The sequence below is a fragment of the Roseofilum reptotaenium CS-1145 genome (assembly GCF_028330985.1).
Lineage (GTDB): Bacteria > Cyanobacteriota > Cyanobacteriia > Cyanobacteriales > Desertifilaceae > Roseofilum > Roseofilum reptotaenium.
Window position 1 is genome coordinate 76243 of record NZ_JAQMUE010000098.1, and the last position, 18773, is coordinate 95015.

Here is an 18773-nt window from a genome sequence, read left to right on the forward strand (position 1 = left end):
ATAGGGAATAGGGAATTTCTCCGTGTCTCCGCGTCTCCGTGTCCCCCTCTCCCCGCGTCAAAGCCTCCGCCAGCGGCGACCATCTCGATTCAGTAACAACTCTGCCTCAACCGGTTCCCAGGTTCCCGCCTCATAGAGAGGAATCACCTCTGGAGGAGCAGGGGCATCCCAAACATCCAACACTGGGGTTAATACTTGCCAAGAGGCTTCCACCTCATCCCCACGGGTAAACAGAGTTTGGTCGCCTAACATACAATCAATCAACAACCGGCTATAGGCATCCGTATTCGCTTGACCGAAGGCGCGATCGTAGCGAAAATCCATATCAACCGATCGCGTCCGCAAAGAACTCCCTGGCGTTTTCACCTCAAACCGCATCGAAATCCCCTCATTCGGCTGAATTCGCATCGCCAGCACATTCGGGTTCGCCTGTTTCGCCGCCGACTGGAACATCAAATACGGCACTTCCTTAAACTGAATCGCAATCTCCGAAACCTTTTTCGGCATCCGTTTCCCCGTCCTCAAATAGAACGGAACCCCCTTCCAGCGCCAATTATCAATATTCAACTTCAGCGCCGCATAGGTCGGCGTAACCGACTCCGGACTCGCACCCTCCTCATCTCGGTATCCCGGAACCTGCTTACCCTTACTCCAGCCCGACGTATATTGACCCCGAACCGCACATCGATCCAAATTGCTCAAATCCGCCAAATGGGTCGCCTGCACCACCTTTACCTTCTCATTACGAATACTATCAGCATCCAAAGAATTCGGCGGTTCCATCGCCGTCAACGAAAACAACTGCATCAAATGGTTCTGCACCATATCCCGGAGCGCCCCAGACGTTTCATAATAACCCGCCCGTCCTTCCAAACCCACCATTTCCGCCACTGTAATTTGCACATGGTCGATAAACTGGCGATTCCACAAGGGTTCAAAAATAGCATTAGCAAACCGAAACACCAACAGATTTTGTACCGTTTCCTTACCCAAATAATGGTCAATACGGTACACCTGCTTTTCATCACAGACTTGAGTCACCACCCGATTCAACGTCCGAGCGCTACCCAAATCTCGGCCAAACGGTTTTTCAATGACCAACCGTTGCTTAGTGGGATCGTCTAACATCCCCGCATTGCCCAACTGTTGGGTTGCTTCTCCAAAGAACCGAGGGGCAACGGACAGATAAAAGACCCGGTTACCACGAGTTCCTCGTTTTGTATCTAATTCCGCTAGAAAGCTTTTGAGTTTTTGATAACTTTCCGGATTGTCAATATCTCCAGGGCAGTAAAATAGACCTTCAGCAAACTCTTTCCACAATTGCTCAGACTGAAGTCCCCCTCCAAATTCTTCCACGCCTTCGCGCATATGTTCCCGAAAAAAGTCATGGCTCCACTGACGACGAGCAACCCCCACAATGGTTAATTCTGGGGGTAGTCGTCTCTCCAATTTCATTTGGTAGAGCGCCGGGACTAATTTGCGTTGGGTGAGGTCTCCAGATGCACCAAAAATAATTAAAATCTGGGGTTCAGGAATGCGGTCTTGTTGCAGTCCAACGCGCAGAGGATTTTCTGTGAGTGTAACCATAGAGAATTAACTAGCAATAGTTGGGTGTAAGTCTAGATCTACAAAAGGTTGGTGTGGGGTTATTTGCTCTCTGAGGCATTCTTCAGGAAAGATTCGGCCAAAGCCACATTTTCTGGAGAGCCAATAATCAGAGGCGTTCTGGCGTGTAGCTCTTTGGGGATCACTTCCAAGATATCTTGAGTACCTGTACTTGCCCGGCCTCCTGCTTGTTGGGCAAGAAAACCTAAGGGCGCTGATTCATACAGTAATCGTAGTTTACCCTCTGGTTTTTTCAGCGTGCCAGGATACAAAAAGACCCCTCCCTGGAATAAAATGCGGTGAAAATCACCCACTAAGGCTCCACCATAGCGGGCGGTGTATCCTTCGTGGCGGTGAACATAACGCACATACTCGCGGATGGATTCGTCCCATTGCCAAAAATTTCCTTCATTGACGCTGTAGATTGCTCCATGGCTGGGGATTTGGATATTTTCTCGGCTGAGGATGAATTCTCCTAAGCTGGGGTCTAGATTGAAAGAATGGACTCCGTTGCCCACAGAATAGACCAGCATAGTACTAGGGCCATAGAGGATGTAGCCAGCAGCAATTTGTTTGTGTCCATTTTGGAGCAGGTCGGAGGCGCTCAAATCTAAGTCCATGCCTTCTTGTTTGCGGATGGAGAAGATAGAGCCGACGTTGAGGTTAGTATCCACATTCGATGAGCCATCGATAGGGTCGTAAATCAGGGTTTGGCGACCGATGGGACAGTTTTCGGGGATGTAGTATGGCTCTTCCATTTCCTCAGAGGCGAGGCGACAGACGAGGCCACTTTGTTTGAAGACACTGATGAATACGTCATTGGCGTAGACATCCATTTTTTTGACTGATTCACCTTGGATGTTGGTCTCTCCAGTAAAGCCTAAAACGTTCTCCATCAGTCCAGCTCTGGACAGGCGACGGGAAATGAGTTTTCCGGCTAGGGCAATGCGATTCATAATCGCACTGAGGTCTTGAGCATCTGGGGAAAAGCTTTGCAGTTGTTGGAGAACATGACGAGATAGGGTTGTACAATCCCGGTCAAGGGCATGTTCTTGGGCAACTTCGACATGGGCATCAGCCATGGATTAGGTTCCTCCTAGAGCAACGGACAGGGGTGACCGCAAGGGTCTTAATGGATTGAGATGGGCTTGTTGATCATGTTAAGGAATGGGGTTACGCAATGGCTCTAAGCTTAAGGTGAACTATAGAAATGACGGCTCCAGAAGCTGGAGAGCTAATCAACTCTAGGGAGGGTTGTCCGAGGGAAGTCGGTGTAAACTTTGGGGTAAAGATTGGGAGAATTGAGGATTAAAAAAGACGATCAATTCTAGACTCAAAAGCTTAATCGTGTCCCGATCTCTAAGAAGGGAAGATGAGGGGGCGGGGAGTTGATGGAGTTGAAAACGCTCTCACCGGTATTTGAAGTTATCCTTTATAATTTATAATTAAGAAGATCCAACACCAGATGAAGGCACCTCCTCAAAGACTCTAATGTTAAATTTGACTTCTGTTGTCATTAATGAATTTTTGGTGAAGATCCGGGATGGTTATCGCCGAACGTATGGTGGCTATAAACCGGATTATGCGGATATTATCGTTTGGGCTGGGAGTATGGCCCTAGAGAATATCGCCAATAGTGATGCCCTTTATCATAATGTGGAACATACGATTTTTGTGACGTTGGTGGGGCAAGAAATTCTTCGTGGAAAACATATTCGTGAGGGTGGAGTTTCGGCAGAAGATTGGCTTCATTTTATGATTTCTTTGCTCTGTCATGATATTGGGTATATTAAGGGGGTTTGTCGTGATGATAAGCATTCAGATCGCTTATATGATTCGGGGATTGACAACAGTATGGTTGAGTTACTTCCCGGGGCAACGGATGCGGCACTTACGCCTTATCATGTAGACCGGGGTAAGCGGTTTATTGAGGAGCGCTTTGGAGGTCATAAATTAATTGATGCAGAGGAAATTAAGCGCAATATTGAGTTAACTCGTTTTCCGGTTCCTAAGGATGATGATCATGCGGATACGATGAATTATCCGGGTTTGATTCGAGGGGCGGATTTGATTGGGCAGTTGAGCGATCCGCAGTATTTACAGAAGATTCCGGCTCTGTTTTATGAGTTTGAGGAAAATGGGGCGAATAAACAGTTAGGGTATGAAAATCCTGGGGATTTACGGAATAATTATCCGGCGTTTTTCTGGAATGTGGTTTCTCATTATATTCAGCCTTCGTTGAATCATTTGAAGTTGACTCAGGAAGGAAAGCAGGTGATTGCAAATTTGTATGCGAATGTTTTTCGAGTTGAACATGAGGCGCAAACGGATCGCTTTGTTTGAGGAAAGGCAAGAGGCAGTAGGTAGTAGGGGCAAAAAGTTTTTCGCCCCTACTTGTTGGGGTAGGATAGAGGGGATTTAAGGTGTTAGGAGAATACGGGTTATGGATGTGATTCCAGCGATTGATTTGCTCCAGGGGAATTGTGTGCGCTTGTATCAGGGAGATTATGAGCAAAGTCAGGTGTTTGATGAAGACCCGGTGGCGATCGCCCAACAATGGGTTGCTCAAGGAGCGACGCGCTTGCATGTGGTGGATCTCGATGGCGCAAAGTCAGGACAGTCGGTGAATTTAGAGGTGATTCGGGCGATCGCCCAATCCATCCCCATTCCGGTACAAGTGGGGGGAGGCTTGCGCGACTATGCAGGAGGGGCAAATTTGCTCTCTACCGGTGTCCAACAGGCGATTCTAGGGACGGTGGCAGTGGAAAATCCCGAACTTGTCCAACAGCTCTGTCAGGAGTTTCCAGGGCAAATTATGGTGGGTATTGATGCCCGCGATGGTAAGGTGGCGACGCGGGGATGGTTGGAAACCTCCAAAATTTCTGGGATTGAATTGGCCCAACAGTGCGCTCAGATGGGGGTTTATGGGATTATTTATACTGATATTCATCGGGATGGAACCCTGAAGGGCCCCAATATTTCAGCCTTGCGAGAAGTTGCCGAAGCGGTGGATGTACCGGTAATTGCCTCTGGTGGAGTCAGTAGCGTTACGGATTTACTCAGTTTGTTGTCCCTAGAGCGTTTGGGGGTAACTGGAGTGATTGTGGGTAAGGCGCTCTATACGGGGGATGTGGTGTTAAAAGAAGCGCTACAGGCGATCGGGCCGGGTCGTTTACAGGATGTTCCCCCGGATTTTGATTCGTCAGCGATGGCGTAGTGGATTTGTTCAGCTCTTATAGCGCTTTGCGCTAGGGAATAGGGAATAGAAAATGTCCTGACTATCCTTACCACTGCTATAGTTCCCATTTTCAAGGCATTTTATAGGAATGCTCTCAAAGGAAAAATTTAGGCGATCGTACCCCATAACAGCACAAAGTGCTGTAGTCATTGATTCATACACGAGACGGTTACACTGTACTCTAATAACAGCGCAAAGCACTGTATTCCCTATTCCCTATTTATTCCTCTTCTACGGGACGTAAGGGAATTTCCACGATAAACTTAGCTCCCTCTCCCGGTTCAGAAACACAACTGAGATTGCCGCTATGTTTTTCCACCACAATTTGATAACTGATAGATAACCCTAAACCGGTTCCAGAGCCAACGGGTTTAGTCGTATAGAAAGGATTAAAGATTTTTTGGATCGTTTCCTCACTCATCCCTGGGCCATTATCAGCGATAATGACTTCCACAGATTGGCGATCTGTTACGTGAGTCCGGACTGTAATCGAGGGTTGTTGATCTTTGGAAAGTTCAGTACTGCGCTGATCTTGCATTGCATCACACGCATTGGTTAATAAATTCATGAACACTTGATTCAGTTGGGAGGCGTAGCAATTGACCTGGGGTAAATTGCCATACTCTTTAAGAATTTTAATTTCTTTCTCATTCCCCGACTCTTTGAAACGATTTTGCAAAATCAACAGGGTACTATCTAATCCATCATGAAGATTAACTGGTTTTTTATCCGCTTCATCCAGTCGGGAGAAGTTTCGTAGAGAAAGGATGATTTTACGGATACGTTCGGCTCCCACCTGCATAGAATTGAGGAGATTCTTCAAATCTTCACTCATAAAGTCGAGATCGATATCCTCAATCATATCTTCAATTTCTTCATCTGGTTTAGGGTAATGGGTTTGATAGAGATCGATCAGATCCAGTAAAGCGTCAACATATTCTGTCGCAGGGGCTAGGTTACCATAGATAAAACTAACGGGATTATTAATTTCATGGGCTACTCCAGCCACCATTTGACCTAAACCGGACATTTTTTCCGTTTGGATCAGTTGGGTTTGAGTTCGTTTTAGCTCTTCTAGTGTTTGGGATAAATCTTGATTTTTCTGGTTTAATTCTTGGGTGCGCTCTTGTACTTTTTGCTCAACAGATGCATAGAGGAGGGCGTTATCCAGGGCGATTGCTGCTTGAGAGGATAAGACTTGCAGTACTTCAATGCGATCGGCAGTGAAGGCATCAGTCGTTAGGTTGTTTTCTAAATACAGGATACTAATCAGTTGTCCTTGGTTAACGATGGGGATACACAGGAGCGATTTAACCTGACGTTTAATAATGTAAGGGTCGTTAGTAAATTGTCCATTTCGACAGGCATGGCTTAAGACCACATCGGAGAGAGAGCGTTCCACATAGTTAATGACTGTAATGGGTAATTCCTCACTGGTTTCAACGGCTGTTGATTCCTCGTTAATAATCGCTTCCTCATCTACAAAAGCAGAGGCGGAAATCAGTAACTTCCCCTCTTTAGGAAGCAATAAAAATCCCGATTGTGCTCCGGCATTTTCAATCAAGCTTTTCATTAAAGTCCCCAAGAGCTTATCGAAAACAATTTCACTAGAAATGGCTTGAGACGCTTTGAGAACTGTATTTAAATCCAGACTATTGGAAATCGAATTGGTAGAGGTATGAATTGTGGTATTCACATCCAATTTATCGGTTAGTTGGTTAAATTTAGCCTCTAATTGGGGATGGGCTAATTTCAGAGATGCAACTTTGCGCTTTATTCCCCATTTCTCGTAATGATAGTAAGCCTCTCGCAAATGGACTAGAGCATAGGAAAGTTTCTGTTTTTGCAGCCAAAAATCAGCCGCCCGTTCATTGGCGATCGCCTGAACAGAAATCAAGTCATGTTCTGTGGCTACGGCGATCGCGCGATCGTAGAAATCAATCGCTAATTCCAGTTTATTTTGTACACGAGCTAATTCTGCTTCTACCAGTAAATACTTAGGCAAGAAATTGGCTACACAGTTTTCAGACCAAATCTTTAATTGACTTTGATTCGCTCTAACCTTGTCTAATAAGACTTCTCTTTGAGTCTCTTCTGTCATCCCATAAGCGGATAGACAGATCAAAGAGGTGTAGAAATTATACTCAGGTACAGGTGCAGTCCCCAGTATGAACTGGAGCTTATCCGCGATCGTCTCACTTAGGGCTAATGCGGCCTCTAGATTCCCATACAAATATAACGTTTGCATTTTGAAAATCTGATAAATACACAGAGCAAAAATATTCTGATTTTGCTGACAAAGCTCAACATATTCCGCTTCAGTTAAACTTGGCCCATCAAAATTTAATGGCTCATTCGTTTGATCGTCTAAATTCAACAGAACCAACTGTAAACCCAGTAAAACATAAGTTACCAATTGATTCTCCGTTTTCTGAGCAAACGGTAAATATTTAAGAATCTCTTCTAAAATCTGTTCAATCGGTTTTCCTTGGACAAAGAAATTAACCGATTGATTATTCAGCACATAACCCGCATAGAGCAAATCTCCCGAATCTAGAGCCGATTGATACGCCTCATTTCCTAGCCATGTTGAATCTTTCATGGGATTAAACCAATAATTCAAAGTGCTAATTAAACAAATACCCGCCTTATAGGTTGGATGTCCCCACTTTTGATTAAGTTTATAAGCCACCCTTCCCAGATCATAGGCATTTCGGTACTGTCCAAAAATATTCACCAATAAAATGCCATAGGTGGGCAAAAAGAACGCCACTTCTGGAGCATATCCTTCCTCCAAAACCAACGTTGCCCCCTTCAGAATAATCAGCGTCCACAACTGGATATTGAGCATATAAGCCGGGGGCGCTAAATTATGCAATAACTTCACTTTGATTTCGCTGAGGGAATTCTCCATTTTGGGTTGATCCAGCAATGATAAAATGGGGCGATTTCCTAAAGCTTTACCCGCCTTATCTAATTCCTGGGGAATTATGCTATCTAAATCTTCTGTTGGCAAACTAATCCCTAATATATCTAGGGCAGTACGCCCAATGTCCACCGCCTTTTGATACTGCCCTCTCAAAGTGTTTTGAATTAACAGAATATTATAAATCTCAGCTTTCTCAAAATCCGAATCAATCTGAGATAAAACCTCAGCAATCAAAGCTTCTGATTCAGCAAAGTTTCCATTCAAATATTCCACATCTGCCCGCTCTCTATACAGGGAAAATGCAAACTCATGATCGAGATCCCAAATATTTTCTGGCAGATAACTCATTGCCTCTTTTAAATATTGAAGAGCTGCCACAAAAGCAGTGGCATCTTTAGCGCGTTTTCCTGCCTCCAAATTTAGGTGAGCTAATTCCAAGATTTCATTCTGTTCTGTTATCAAAGATCGACCAACATTCATGTGATCGACCAATTCAAAAATTCGTTCACTACGATATTCAATCGGTGTTCTTTCCAATAGCATCCTGCCAATTTCCAGATGAACCGACTTTTTATTTGACTCATCAATTAGAGCATAGGCTGCTTGCTGTACTCGGTCATGGGAAAATTTATAATTTAAGATCAATAACGGAGCCGTAACTAAATCCAGATCGACCAATTCTTTCCCAGAATTGGGGCGAATCATTTTTTCTTGAATTGCAGGCAAGAGATCTTGAAAGGTTCCAGAGGATTCTTTTTCATAAATTAAAGACAGAGTATTTAAATCAAACTGATTCCCTAAACAAGCCGATAACCGTAAAACTTCTTGCGTTTCTTCTGGCAGTTTTCGCAACTTACCAATCATTAAATCCACTACATTTTCCGTAATACTCATGGACTCAATTTCTTCTAAATCCCAAGACCATCCACCCATAATATCAGGTTGAGGCGGTACAAACGTTAGTAGGTTTTCCTGGTACAGGGTCTTGAGAAATTCATTCACAAAAAATGGATTTCCTGCGGTTTTATTTTGAACCAGTTCTGCCAAAGGCTTCACGAATCGTTGCCCTTGATGTAAAGTCTCAGAAATCAATTGGCTAATTTGATTGAGCTTCAGATTTTCCAAATGGATATGATTAATAATCACAGACTGAATCCGCAGGGAGTCAACCACCATCATCAGTGGATGACTAGGACTCACTTCATTATCTCGATAAGCTCCAATTAAGAAAAAATACTGAACATCTGCTTCCGTTAGCATAAGTTCAATCAATTTCAGAGTTGCAGAATCAGCCCATTGTAAATCATCTAAAAAGATCACTAATGGATGTTCGGGGCGGCAAAAAATACGAATAAAATTTTGAAAAACCAAATTAAACCGATTTTGAGATTCTGTTGGCCCTAGCTCTATAACGGCAGGTTGGGGGCCAACAATATATTCTACTTCCGGAATCACATCAATAATGATTTGACCATTCGGGCCAAAGGCTTCTAATAGCTTTTTTTTCCATTGTCTTAAGTTCTCTTCACTTTCAGTCAGCAATAAATTGACTAACTCAGAAAACGCTTTTACAATAGCAAAATAAGGAATACTCCGTTGGAACTGATCGAATTTACCTAAGATAAAATAGCCATTTCTATGGGTAATAGGATTATAGATTTCTTGAACTAAAGCAGATTTACCGATTCCGGAATATCCACTAATGAGCATAAATTCTTTATGACCATCAGCGACTCGCTCAAAAGCGGCTAACAACGTATCGACTTCCTTATCTCGTCCATAGAGTTTTTCTGGGATTTTAAATGTATCCGAAATATCTTGTTCCCCTAAGGGAAATGGATCGATCTGGTCATTATCTTTCAGATTGACTAAACATTGTTCTAAATCTGCGAGTAATCCCCAACTGCTTTGATAGCGCTCTTCTGCATTTTTGGCTAATAGCTTCAGCACTAAGTCAGAGACAACTTGGGGAATTTCAGCATTAACGATATGGGGAGCAATGGGTTGCTTGGCAATGTGACAATGGATGAGTTCCATTGTTTCCTTGCTTTCAAAGGGAAGCTTGTGGGTGAGCAACTCATAAAAGGTGGCTCCCAATGAATAGAAATCTGTGCGATAGTCTAAGCTCCGATTGAGTCTTCCGGTTTGCTCAGGAGACATATAGGCTAAGGTTCCTTCAATCGTCGGAGCATGACCGGATGATGAAGATTCTCGATTAAAGGTGACAGATATACTTAAATCGACCAGTTTGACTTCTCCTGTGGCGGGATTAAAGATAATATTGCCTGGATTGATATCTTTATGAATAATACTCGCTTGATGTAAATCGCCTAAGCTTTTGACAATCCGAATGGCTAAGTTGAGAAATCCTAAAAGCGTAAATTTCTGAGACGCTAATAACTGTTTTAAGGATTCTCCTCCAAAATCCTCTAAGACCATCACTAAAGCGTTTTGATAGCTTTCTAGAGTATAAGCCTTAACTAGACTTTCTCGATTGAGCTGATTGAGGAGTTGAAACTCTTGCTGGTATCGATTGCGCTCCTCTACTGTGGGATAATCTGCTTTGAGTACCTTCAAAATGACGGGCAGATTCGTTTTTTGTTGACAACCCCGATAGACTACTGTTTTGTCACTTTCGTAGATCTTAGCAAGAATTTGGTAGCCGCTTAGATTGATCATAATCAAAAACTCTAAATCGCTTTGGGGAAGTACGGATAAGATACCCTGGGTAAAGAAGAAGCGGACGACCCGAAGCGATCGCCTCCACTCTAGATCAAGATTACCTCACCAATTTAGCAAAATATAGTCCTGCACGCTGGTAATAGGAATGAGTTACCCGTTAAGCTTGTAAAGTTGGTTGGTAAGAGGGAGGGAATAGGGAATAGGGAATGGCTGGTTTTGCTCTTTCCTTGAACCATTCATAAATTTAGACATGATGTAGGGACAAACGGCCGTTCGCCCCTACAAGAGGGTTCTAGCTCATCCACTGACTATGGAAAAACTCTCCTCTCGGACGGTCAATCCGCTCATAAGTATGAGCGCCAAAGAAATCCCGTTGTGCTTGAGTCAAATTCTGGGGTAAAGTCGCACGACGATAACTATCAAAGTAATCCAAAGACGCACTAAATGCTGGTACTGGAATCCCCAACTGACAAGCCAGACCCAACACTTCCCGCCAAGCTTGCTGACGGTCTAAAATAGTTTGCTTGAACTCAGGAGCAAGCAACAAATTGGGCAAACTAGGATTATCCTTAAATGCCACCTTAATCTTATCCAAGAAGCCCGCGCGAATAATACACCCGCCTTTCCAAATACGGGAAATTTCGCTCAGATTCAACTCATAGCCAAACTCTTGAGAAGCCTTACTCAGTAGAGCCATCCCTTGAGCATAGGAACAAATTTTAGAGCAATAGAGAGCATCTCGAATTTTAGGAATAAATGCTTTGAGATCTCCATCGTACTGACCACTTGGCCCGGTTAATTCCTGAGACGCAGCTACCCGTTCTTCCTTATAAGAAGACATAATGCGGGCATTCACGGCTGCGGTAATTGTGGGAATACTCACCCCCAACTCTAAAGAAGTGACGACAGTCCACCGTCCCGTTCCTTTTTGACCGGCTGCATCTACAATTAGATCGATCAGATGCTGGTTGGTTTCCGAGTCAATTTGTTTAAAGATATCCCGGGTAATCTCAATTAAAAAGGAATTGAGTTCCTCCGTTTCATTCCACTCCTTAAACACTTCATGGAGTTCAGGATTGGTTAAACCTACCGCATTTTTCAGCAAATCATAGGCTTCAGCGATTAATTGCATATCGCCATACTCAATGCCATTGTGAACCATTTTCACATAATGACCTGCGCCCCCTTTGCCAATAAAAGTGACACAGGGACCATCATCCACTTGAGCCGCAATTTTGGTCACAATGGATTCCAACTCTTGGTAAGCGGTTGGAGTTCCCCCTGGCATTAAGCTAGGACCATTGAGTGCTCCTTCTTCACCGCCACTGACTCCCATGCCTACAAACCCTAATTTCGAGGCTTCGAGATCTTTGGTGCGGCGTTCGGTATCTTCATAAAGGGAGTTTCCGCCATCGATAATCATATCCCCTTCATCCAGTAAAGGCTTGAGGCTATCAATTACGGCATCAACTGGTTTACCCGCTTTCACCATAATCAAAATTTTGCGGGGGCGATCGAGTTTTTGTACAAATTCTTCCAGAGTTTGGGCAGCTAAGAAATTTTTCCCCTTGGCTCTGGTGGCCATAAACTCTTCAGTTTTGGCATAAGTTCGGTTATAAACCGTTACCGGAAACCCATTCCGTTCCACATTCAGGGCCAGGTTTTCACCCATAACCGCAAGGCCAATTAGACCAAAACTTGGCTGTGTCATAAGATTATGTACTCACGTAACCAACAATTGCTTGCCATAACAGCAAATTACCTACAAGGTTAGCCCGATCTTTAAAATTGTCCCGTAAAGAAGAGATTAAGTCTGGGCCGTCACGGTAAAATGACCCTATAGGCTGTAGACAAAGAATTTAGAAACAGAGGGTTCAGCAGACATGGCACGAATTCTGGCATTAGCCGTTGGCTTAGGAAGTTTCGCCTTTTATATGGCATTCTTCTTTTTTCCAGAGGTTTATCGGCGTAAAAGTGATTTTATCTGGAGTGGGTTAGGCTTTCTCTATGCTCTAACCCTATGGTTTTGTGCCGGACGGTTTACGGGTGCGGTGATGCTCGGCCAAATGGCTGCTGTTCCCCTGTTGTTGTATCTAGGTTGGGAAACTTTAACCTTACGTCGCCAATTAACCCCTGCTGGTCAACAAACTCCTGTGGAGGGGGAACAGTTAAAGCAGAATGGCTTAGGCGCTTTAAATCGTTTCTTGAAGAGGTCTCCTGCTCCAGAGGTTGCTGTCCCTACCCCTGAAACACCAGAACCGGAAACTCCTGTTACTGAAGAAGAAACGTCTCCAGAGACTCCTATTTCTGTAGGAGGCTCCGAAACGGTGAGTGAACCAGAACTGAGTGTGGAGGAATTGCCCGTTTCGGAGCCAGAACCTGCCGAATTACCGGTTTCGCCTGAACCTGAATCTCAGCCAGAACCAGAGGTGGTGCAAGGGGGAGCTGAATCGAAAGATGAAGAGATAGGGGAGATAGAAACAATTGAGGAAATCGAGGATCAAGGGGCGATCGCCCCAGATGCTCCGGATGAGAGTACGATAGAGTCGGAGCCTGAGCCTGATGAATTTGAGGAATTCTCTGAACCCGTTGTTCCACCAACGCCCGTTCCTTCATCATCTCCGACTCCTCCACAACCGAAATCGAAAACTCTATCGGGGTTATTCGGTTTCTTTGATAGTCTCAAAAGTCGATTCCAAAAGTCGAAGCCTTCGGAAATGTCTTCTTCAGATGCAGAAACTTGGGCTGAAGAAGAGCCAGAGTTATCAACGCCAATGCCAGAAGCCTCAGAAGCCGAAAGTGTAGAGGAACCCGTCGCTGAAGCGCCAGAAACGCCAGAAGCCGAAAGTGTAGAGGAAACTATCGCTGAAGTGCCAGAACCTCCCGAAGCCGAAAGTGTAGAGGAACCCGTCGCTGAAGCGCCAGAAACGCCAGAAGCCGAAAGTGCAGAGGAACCCGTCGCTGAAGCGCCAGAACCTCCCGAAGCCGAAAGTGCAGAGGAACCCGTCGCTGAAGCGCCAGAACCTCCCGAAGCCGAAAGTGCAGAGGAACCCGTTGCTGAAGCACCGGAAACCCCAGAACCTCCCAGCCCAGAAGAAGCGCAAGCACCAGAAAAACAGCCCACAGAAGAGACTGACGCATCCGTTGCACCTGCTGAACCGGAGACCGTGCCAGACGAGGAAATTCCCTCAGAAGAGCTTTCTGAACCGGAAAATGACGAAATTCCACCTCCTTCAGGTTCGGACTTGCCGGAGACTGTTTCAGAGTCTTCTGAGGAGACGAAAGAAGAGGGAGTGGAGTCCTCTATAGAAGCGGAAACTGAAGCAGTGTCAGAAAACAATGAAGAGACCGAACCTGAATCGACAGACTCTCAGGAGAGCAAACCCTCTCATTCTCGGTCTTCAAGACGTAAAAAACGCAGATAACGGCTGATAAACTTTTAATTCGGGGAACACTATTGTAGTGCAAACTCGATAAACTTCCCTGTTAAAATCTGACTACAGACTCAGAACCCTTTTGTCCCTAACCCTTCCCAATAGCACCGTGACAGCAGCAAAAGACTATAAAACTACCGTCCATTTGCCCCAAACTGGCTTTGATATGCGGGCAAATGCACCGAAAAAAGAACCTGAACTGCAAAAATTTTGGGCAGAACATCAGATTTATGAAAAGCTTTCCCAGGAGAATCCAGGGGATGTGTTTATTCTCCATGATGGGCCGCCCTACGCTAATGGTTCTCTGCATATGGGCCATGCTTTGAATAAAATCCTGAAGGATATTATTAATAAATACAAGTTGCTACAAGGCCATAAAGTCCGGTATGTACCGGGGTGGGACTGTCATGGGCTGCCCATTGAACTGAAGGTGCTTCAAGCGATGAAAGGGGAGGAGCGCAAGCAGTTGACTCCTATTACATTACGGCAAAAAGCGGCTGAGTTTGCCCAAAAAACGGTTGATGAACAACGGGAAAGTTTTAAACGCTACGGGGTTTGGGGGAATTGGGAGAATCCTTATTTAACGTTGACTCCCGAATATGAGGCGGCCCAAATTGAGGTGTTTGGGCAAATGGTACTCAAGGGCTATATTTATCGAGGTCTCAAACCGGTACATTGGAGTCCGAGTTCTCGCACAGCTCTGGCTGAGGCAGAGTTGGAGTATCCAGAGGGGCATACGTCCGATAGTATTTATGGGGCGTTCCGGATGGTGCATCTGAATGATGGGGTGTTTTCGGAACTCAATCCGTTTATGCCGGATCTGGGGGTAGCGATTTGGACAACGACACCTTGGACAATTCCCGGAAATTTGGCAGTAGCGGTGAATCCAGGGTTGACCTATGCGGTAGTAGAAACGCCTTGGGGTGAAGCTCCAACGAGCAAGACTCGGAGTAAGGGGTTTGGGAAAGGGAGTGATGCAGAACCGGAATCTACGGGTAAGGGGACGCTGCCGAAGTATATTTTGGTGGCAGAAGGGGCGATCGCCCGCCTCTGTGAAGAACTAGAGATTAAACTGACGCTGAAGGCAACGGTGAAAGGGAAAGATTTGGAGCATTGCACCTATCAACATCCTTTGTTTAATCGCGAGTCACCGGTTGTGATGGGTGGCGATTATGTGACGACGGAGTCTGGAACAGGCTTAGTTCATACAGCTCCCGGCCATGGTCAAGATGACTTTATTGTCGGTCAGCGCTATGGTTTGCCAGTGTTGTCGCCAGTGAATGACGCGGGTGATTTGACCCAATTGGCGGGTAAGTTTGCGGGATTAAATGTGCTAAAGGATGCGAATCCAGCGATTATTGAAGCGCTGACTGAAGCGGGTGCATTAATCAAACAATCGCCCTATGTACATAAGTATCCTTACGATTGGCGCACCAAAAAACCAACGATTTTCCGGGCAACTGAGCAATGGTTTGCGTCGGTGGATAAGTTCCGGGAAACGGCTTTAGAGGCGATCGCGTCGGTGAAATGGATTCCGTCTTCTGGCGAAAACCGGATTACATCCATGGTGCAAGAGAGATCGGACTGGTGTATTTCCAGACAGCGGAGTTGGGGATTGCCCATTCCCGTGTTCTACCATCAGGAAACCAGAGAAGCTCTGTTAACGGAAGAAACGATCGCTCATGTGAAGGATATTATCCGCGAGCAGGGTTCCGATGCCTGGTGGACTCTTTCCGTAGAAGAGTTATTACCGCCCAAATACCAGAAAGAGGCGAAGAACTATCGCAAAGGCATGGATACCATGGATGTGTGGTTTGACTCTGGCTGTTCCTGGGCAGGTGTGGCAGCGGCACGGCAAGAGTTGAAGTATCCCGTGGATTTGTATTTGGAAGGCTCCGATCAACACCGGGGCTGGTTCCAGTCCAGTTTGCTCACCAGTGTGGCAACTCAGGGAATGGCTCCCTATAAAAGTGTTCTCACCCATGGGTTTGCTTTGGATGAACAGGGACGGAAAATGAGTAAGTCTCTGGGGAATGTGGTCGATCCGTTCGACATTATTAACGGCGGTAAGAATAAGAAGGAGGCTCCTCCCTATGGAGCGGATGTGCTGCGTCTGTGGGTGTCCTCGGTGGACTATTCTTCCGATGTCCCCATTGGTAAAACAATTCTGAAACAGTTGGCGGATGTCTATCGCAAGATTCGTAATACCTCCCGGTTCCTGTTGGGGAATTTATATGATTTCGATCCAGAGCGCGATCGCGTCCCCTATGAGGAAATGCCAGAATTAGACCAGTATATGTTGCATCGCATGGGGGAAGTGTTCGCCCAAGTCACTGAAGCGTTTGAAAGTTATCAGTTTTTCCGCTTCTTCCAAACGGTGCAGAATTTCTGCGTAGTGGACTTGTCCAACTTCTATCTGGATATTGCTAAAGATCGGCTCTATATCAGTGCCGAAAATGGCAAACGTCGCCGCAGTTGCCAGACGGTATTGGCGATCTCTATCGAAAATCTAGCACGGGCGATCGCTCCGGTACTCTCCCACATGGCAGAAGACATCTGGCAAAATCTACCCTACAAAACGTCCCATGAGTCCGTATTCCAGTCTGGATGGTTGGTGACGGAACCCTATTGGCACAATCCTCCATTAGCCGAAAAATGGACAAAACTGCGTCAAATTCGTACAGAAGTTAATAAGGTGTTAGAAGGGGCACGGAATGCCAAGGCGATCGGCTCGGCTCTAGAAGCTAAAGTCTTGCTCTATGTGTCGGATGCCAAGATCAAGGAAGACTTAGAAGCCTTTAATCCTCAATTATCCGTCGCCCTCAAACCCCAACCGCAACCGGTGGCAGAAATCCCAGAGAGCGCGCTAGGGGAAGGTTCACCAAGATCTAGCTTGGAAGACCAAACCTTTCATCAACCTGCCCCTACAGAACCTGTCGGATCGGATGCTTCCTCTGCCACCCCTCCAGCAGAGGGATCGTTGGGCGAATTCCTGCAACTTGCTATCCAATGGTGGAATCAATGGCGGCAATGGGTAAAAGATTACCCCCGCGCCTTTTTAACCCTATTCACCTTACTCGGTGGCGCAGCAACCTTAAATGTGGGCTGGACAACGGCTCACACCATGCTTAAATTACCTATTGTCTCCTTACTACTCGAATTGGTCGGTATTATCTATACCATCTGGTTTGTACGTCAACGGTTGTTCTATGCACAAGAGCGCTCTGCTCTCTTGAGTCAGGTGAATACCGCAGTACAAGAGTTTATAGGAACTCAAACACCTCCGAAACCGATGGATGAGGGTTCACCCGTTGCAGAACAAGTCACTTCGACTCCAGTCAGTGATCCCACAACTTCGCTCCGTAAGGACACTGTAGAAAAACCATCCAAGACTCCAGAAGCAGTCACCATTGGTAATGGAGTGGATGAATTGCGCTATCTGTTCATCACTTCTCAGGTGGAACTGGTGGACAATATCAAGGCTGTAGAAGGGCTAGAGCATAAAGCAGTCGTCGATAATCTGGGCATTGGAGTCGTGAAAGCAGAGGGCGAAAAATGCGATCGCTGCTGGAACTATTCCACCCATGTCGGCGAAAGTGCCGAGCATCCTACTTTATGCGAACGGTGTGTTTCTGCCCTAGATGGGGAATTTTAAGGCACGCCTAAATCTAGGAGATGAGGGAGAATCGATTGTACTCTCCCTCTTTTATGGGTTGGATATATAGCCGTGAAAGAGTTGATTAGGACAGTGAGGTTATGGTTTGAGGCAAGAGGCAATAGAAAATGTCCAAGAAATCATTTCTCAAGGACAGGACATGCTAGATTTTGCCAAGAATTACAGTAATTGCCTTTGCTATAGCGTGAAAAATGGTTTTCCATTACCCATTACCTATTACCCTTCTGCCGCGCGAAGCGCTGTAACTTGTCCAACCCATCAACGGTTCTTCTCCTAAATTCCAGAATCTAGTGCGTTCTGTTCCTAGCTTTAGAATCAATTCCTGACTTTGATTAATAGAACCAATTGCCTCACAAGATAATCCCCGCTCGTGAAAAGCGTTCTGAATGAAAGGCACATATTGCGATCGCGCGCTTAATAAAAACCCGTAACTGGGAAAACTCTGTAACCAAGCCATGCGATCGCAGTTTATCGGTTGGACAATTGCGTCTAAGTCAATCACTGCACCACATCCAGAGGTTTCTAATAACATCAGCGCTGTTCCCAATACGCCCCCCATACTAATATCTTTGCCAGCATCGCACCAGCCAGAATGGGCAATTTGCGGCAGAATAGCCAGATCGTCGCGAAGGCGTTGGCGATCGCTTTTTGTGGCAGCATTCCAGAAGAGATAATCTTGATAAAATTCGCCTCGTAAGTCAATTACCATCAACAAGACATCTCCTTCTTGGGCATTAAAACTCGTTATTAGATGTTGAGCTTGTCCTAAAATAGCCACAGAGAGCGCGCTATAAGGACTATTTCCATTCGTATGTCCTCCCACGATAGGCACATGATACGCCTCTGCTGCGGCTTGCATCCCTTCCCAAAGTTGACGACTCTCGCTGGTTGAAGGCAACCACAACGTATCGACAACAGCAAGGGGTTCGCCTCCCATGGCATAGATATCGCTCACATTCACCATCACAGCACACCAGCCGGCAAACCAAGGCTCTTGTGTGACTAAAGAAGGGAGCATTCCCTCAGTAGCCAATAACAGATAGCGATCGCCTTGCCAAATCGCCGCACAGTCATCTCCGAGTAAAATAGATTGCGGATCTTTATCCGGATTTCCACCAAGATATCGGGCGGCAAGCTGGATATCTTGCTTCTGTCGAATACCCACAGAACGACGCAACTGGGCGACGAAGTCTGATAATGCCACCATAA

General features: G+C 45.6%; 9 protein-coding genes. 4 read left to right on the top strand and 5 right to left on the bottom strand.

Annotated elements, in window-relative coordinates:
* Positions 1–57 precede the first annotated feature (57 nt).
* Together zwf and fbp are read right to left on the bottom strand one after the other, a co-directional pair.
* Entirely contained in the window at positions 58–1587 is a 1530-nt protein-coding gene (zwf, locus tag PN466_RS21945; protein ID WP_271943997.1) for a glucose-6-phosphate dehydrogenase, read from the bottom strand.
* Between the two features lie 59 nt (positions 1588–1646).
* Positions 1647–2687 carry a class 1 fructose-bisphosphatase gene (gene fbp, locus PN466_RS21950; protein ID WP_271943998.1) on the bottom strand — a complete coding sequence of 347 codons (1041 nt, stop codon included), beginning with the start codon at positions 2685–2687 and terminating at the stop codon, positions 1647–1649.
* A gap of 409 nt (positions 2688–3096) precedes the next feature.
* Between fbp and PN466_RS21955 the strand changes: the two genes are divergently transcribed.
* Positions 3097–3948 carry an Npun_R2479 family HD domain-containing metalloprotein gene (locus tag PN466_RS21955; protein WP_271944001.1) on the top strand — a complete coding sequence of 284 codons (852 nt, stop codon included), beginning with the start codon at positions 3097–3099 and terminating at the stop codon, positions 3946–3948.
* A gap of 100 nt (positions 3949–4048) precedes the next feature.
* Positions 4049–4822, top strand: coding sequence for a 1-(5-phosphoribosyl)-5-[(5-phosphoribosylamino)methylideneamino]imidazole-4-carboxamide isomerase (gene hisA / locus PN466_RS21960; RefSeq protein ID WP_271944002.1), 774 nt, complete (start codon positions 4049–4051; stop codon positions 4820–4822).
* Positions 4823–5063: 241 nt separating this feature from the next.
* On the opposite strand, the gene PN466_RS21965 is transcribed toward hisA, so the two are convergent.
* Together PN466_RS21965 and gnd are read right to left on the bottom strand one after the other, a co-directional pair.
* The gene (locus PN466_RS21965; protein WP_271944004.1) at positions 5064–10451 is read right to left on the bottom strand and encodes a trifunctional serine/threonine-protein kinase/ATP-binding protein/sensor histidine kinase; all 5388 of its coding nucleotides are present in this window, start codon (positions 10449–10451) and stop codon (positions 5064–5066) included.
* A 295-nt stretch (positions 10452–10746) separates the two neighbouring features.
* Positions 10747–12165, bottom strand: coding sequence for a decarboxylating NADP(+)-dependent phosphogluconate dehydrogenase (gnd, locus tag PN466_RS21970; protein WP_271944006.1), 1419 nt, complete (start codon positions 12163–12165; stop codon positions 10747–10749).
* Positions 12166–12337: 172 nt separating this feature from the next.
* On the opposite strand from gnd, the gene PN466_RS21975 reads away from it, so the two are divergent.
* The gene (locus PN466_RS21975) at positions 12338–13879 is read left to right on the top strand and encodes a Ycf66 family protein (protein WP_271944008.1); all 1542 of its coding nucleotides are present in this window, start codon (positions 12338–12340) and stop codon (positions 13877–13879) included.
* Between the two features lie 118 nt (positions 13880–13997).
* On the top strand, positions 13998–17543 hold the full coding sequence (ileS, locus tag PN466_RS21980; RefSeq protein WP_271944011.1) for an isoleucine--tRNA ligase: 3546 nt from the start codon (positions 13998–14000) through the stop codon (positions 17541–17543).
* 223 nt (positions 17544–17766) lie between these two features.
* On the opposite strand, the gene PN466_RS21985 is transcribed toward ileS, so the two are convergent.
* Positions 17767–18771, bottom strand: a complete 1005-nt coding sequence (locus tag PN466_RS21985; protein ID WP_271944013.1) for a sll0787 family AIR synthase-like protein — start codon at positions 18769–18771, stop codon at positions 17767–17769.
* Positions 18772–18773 lie beyond the last annotated feature (2 nt).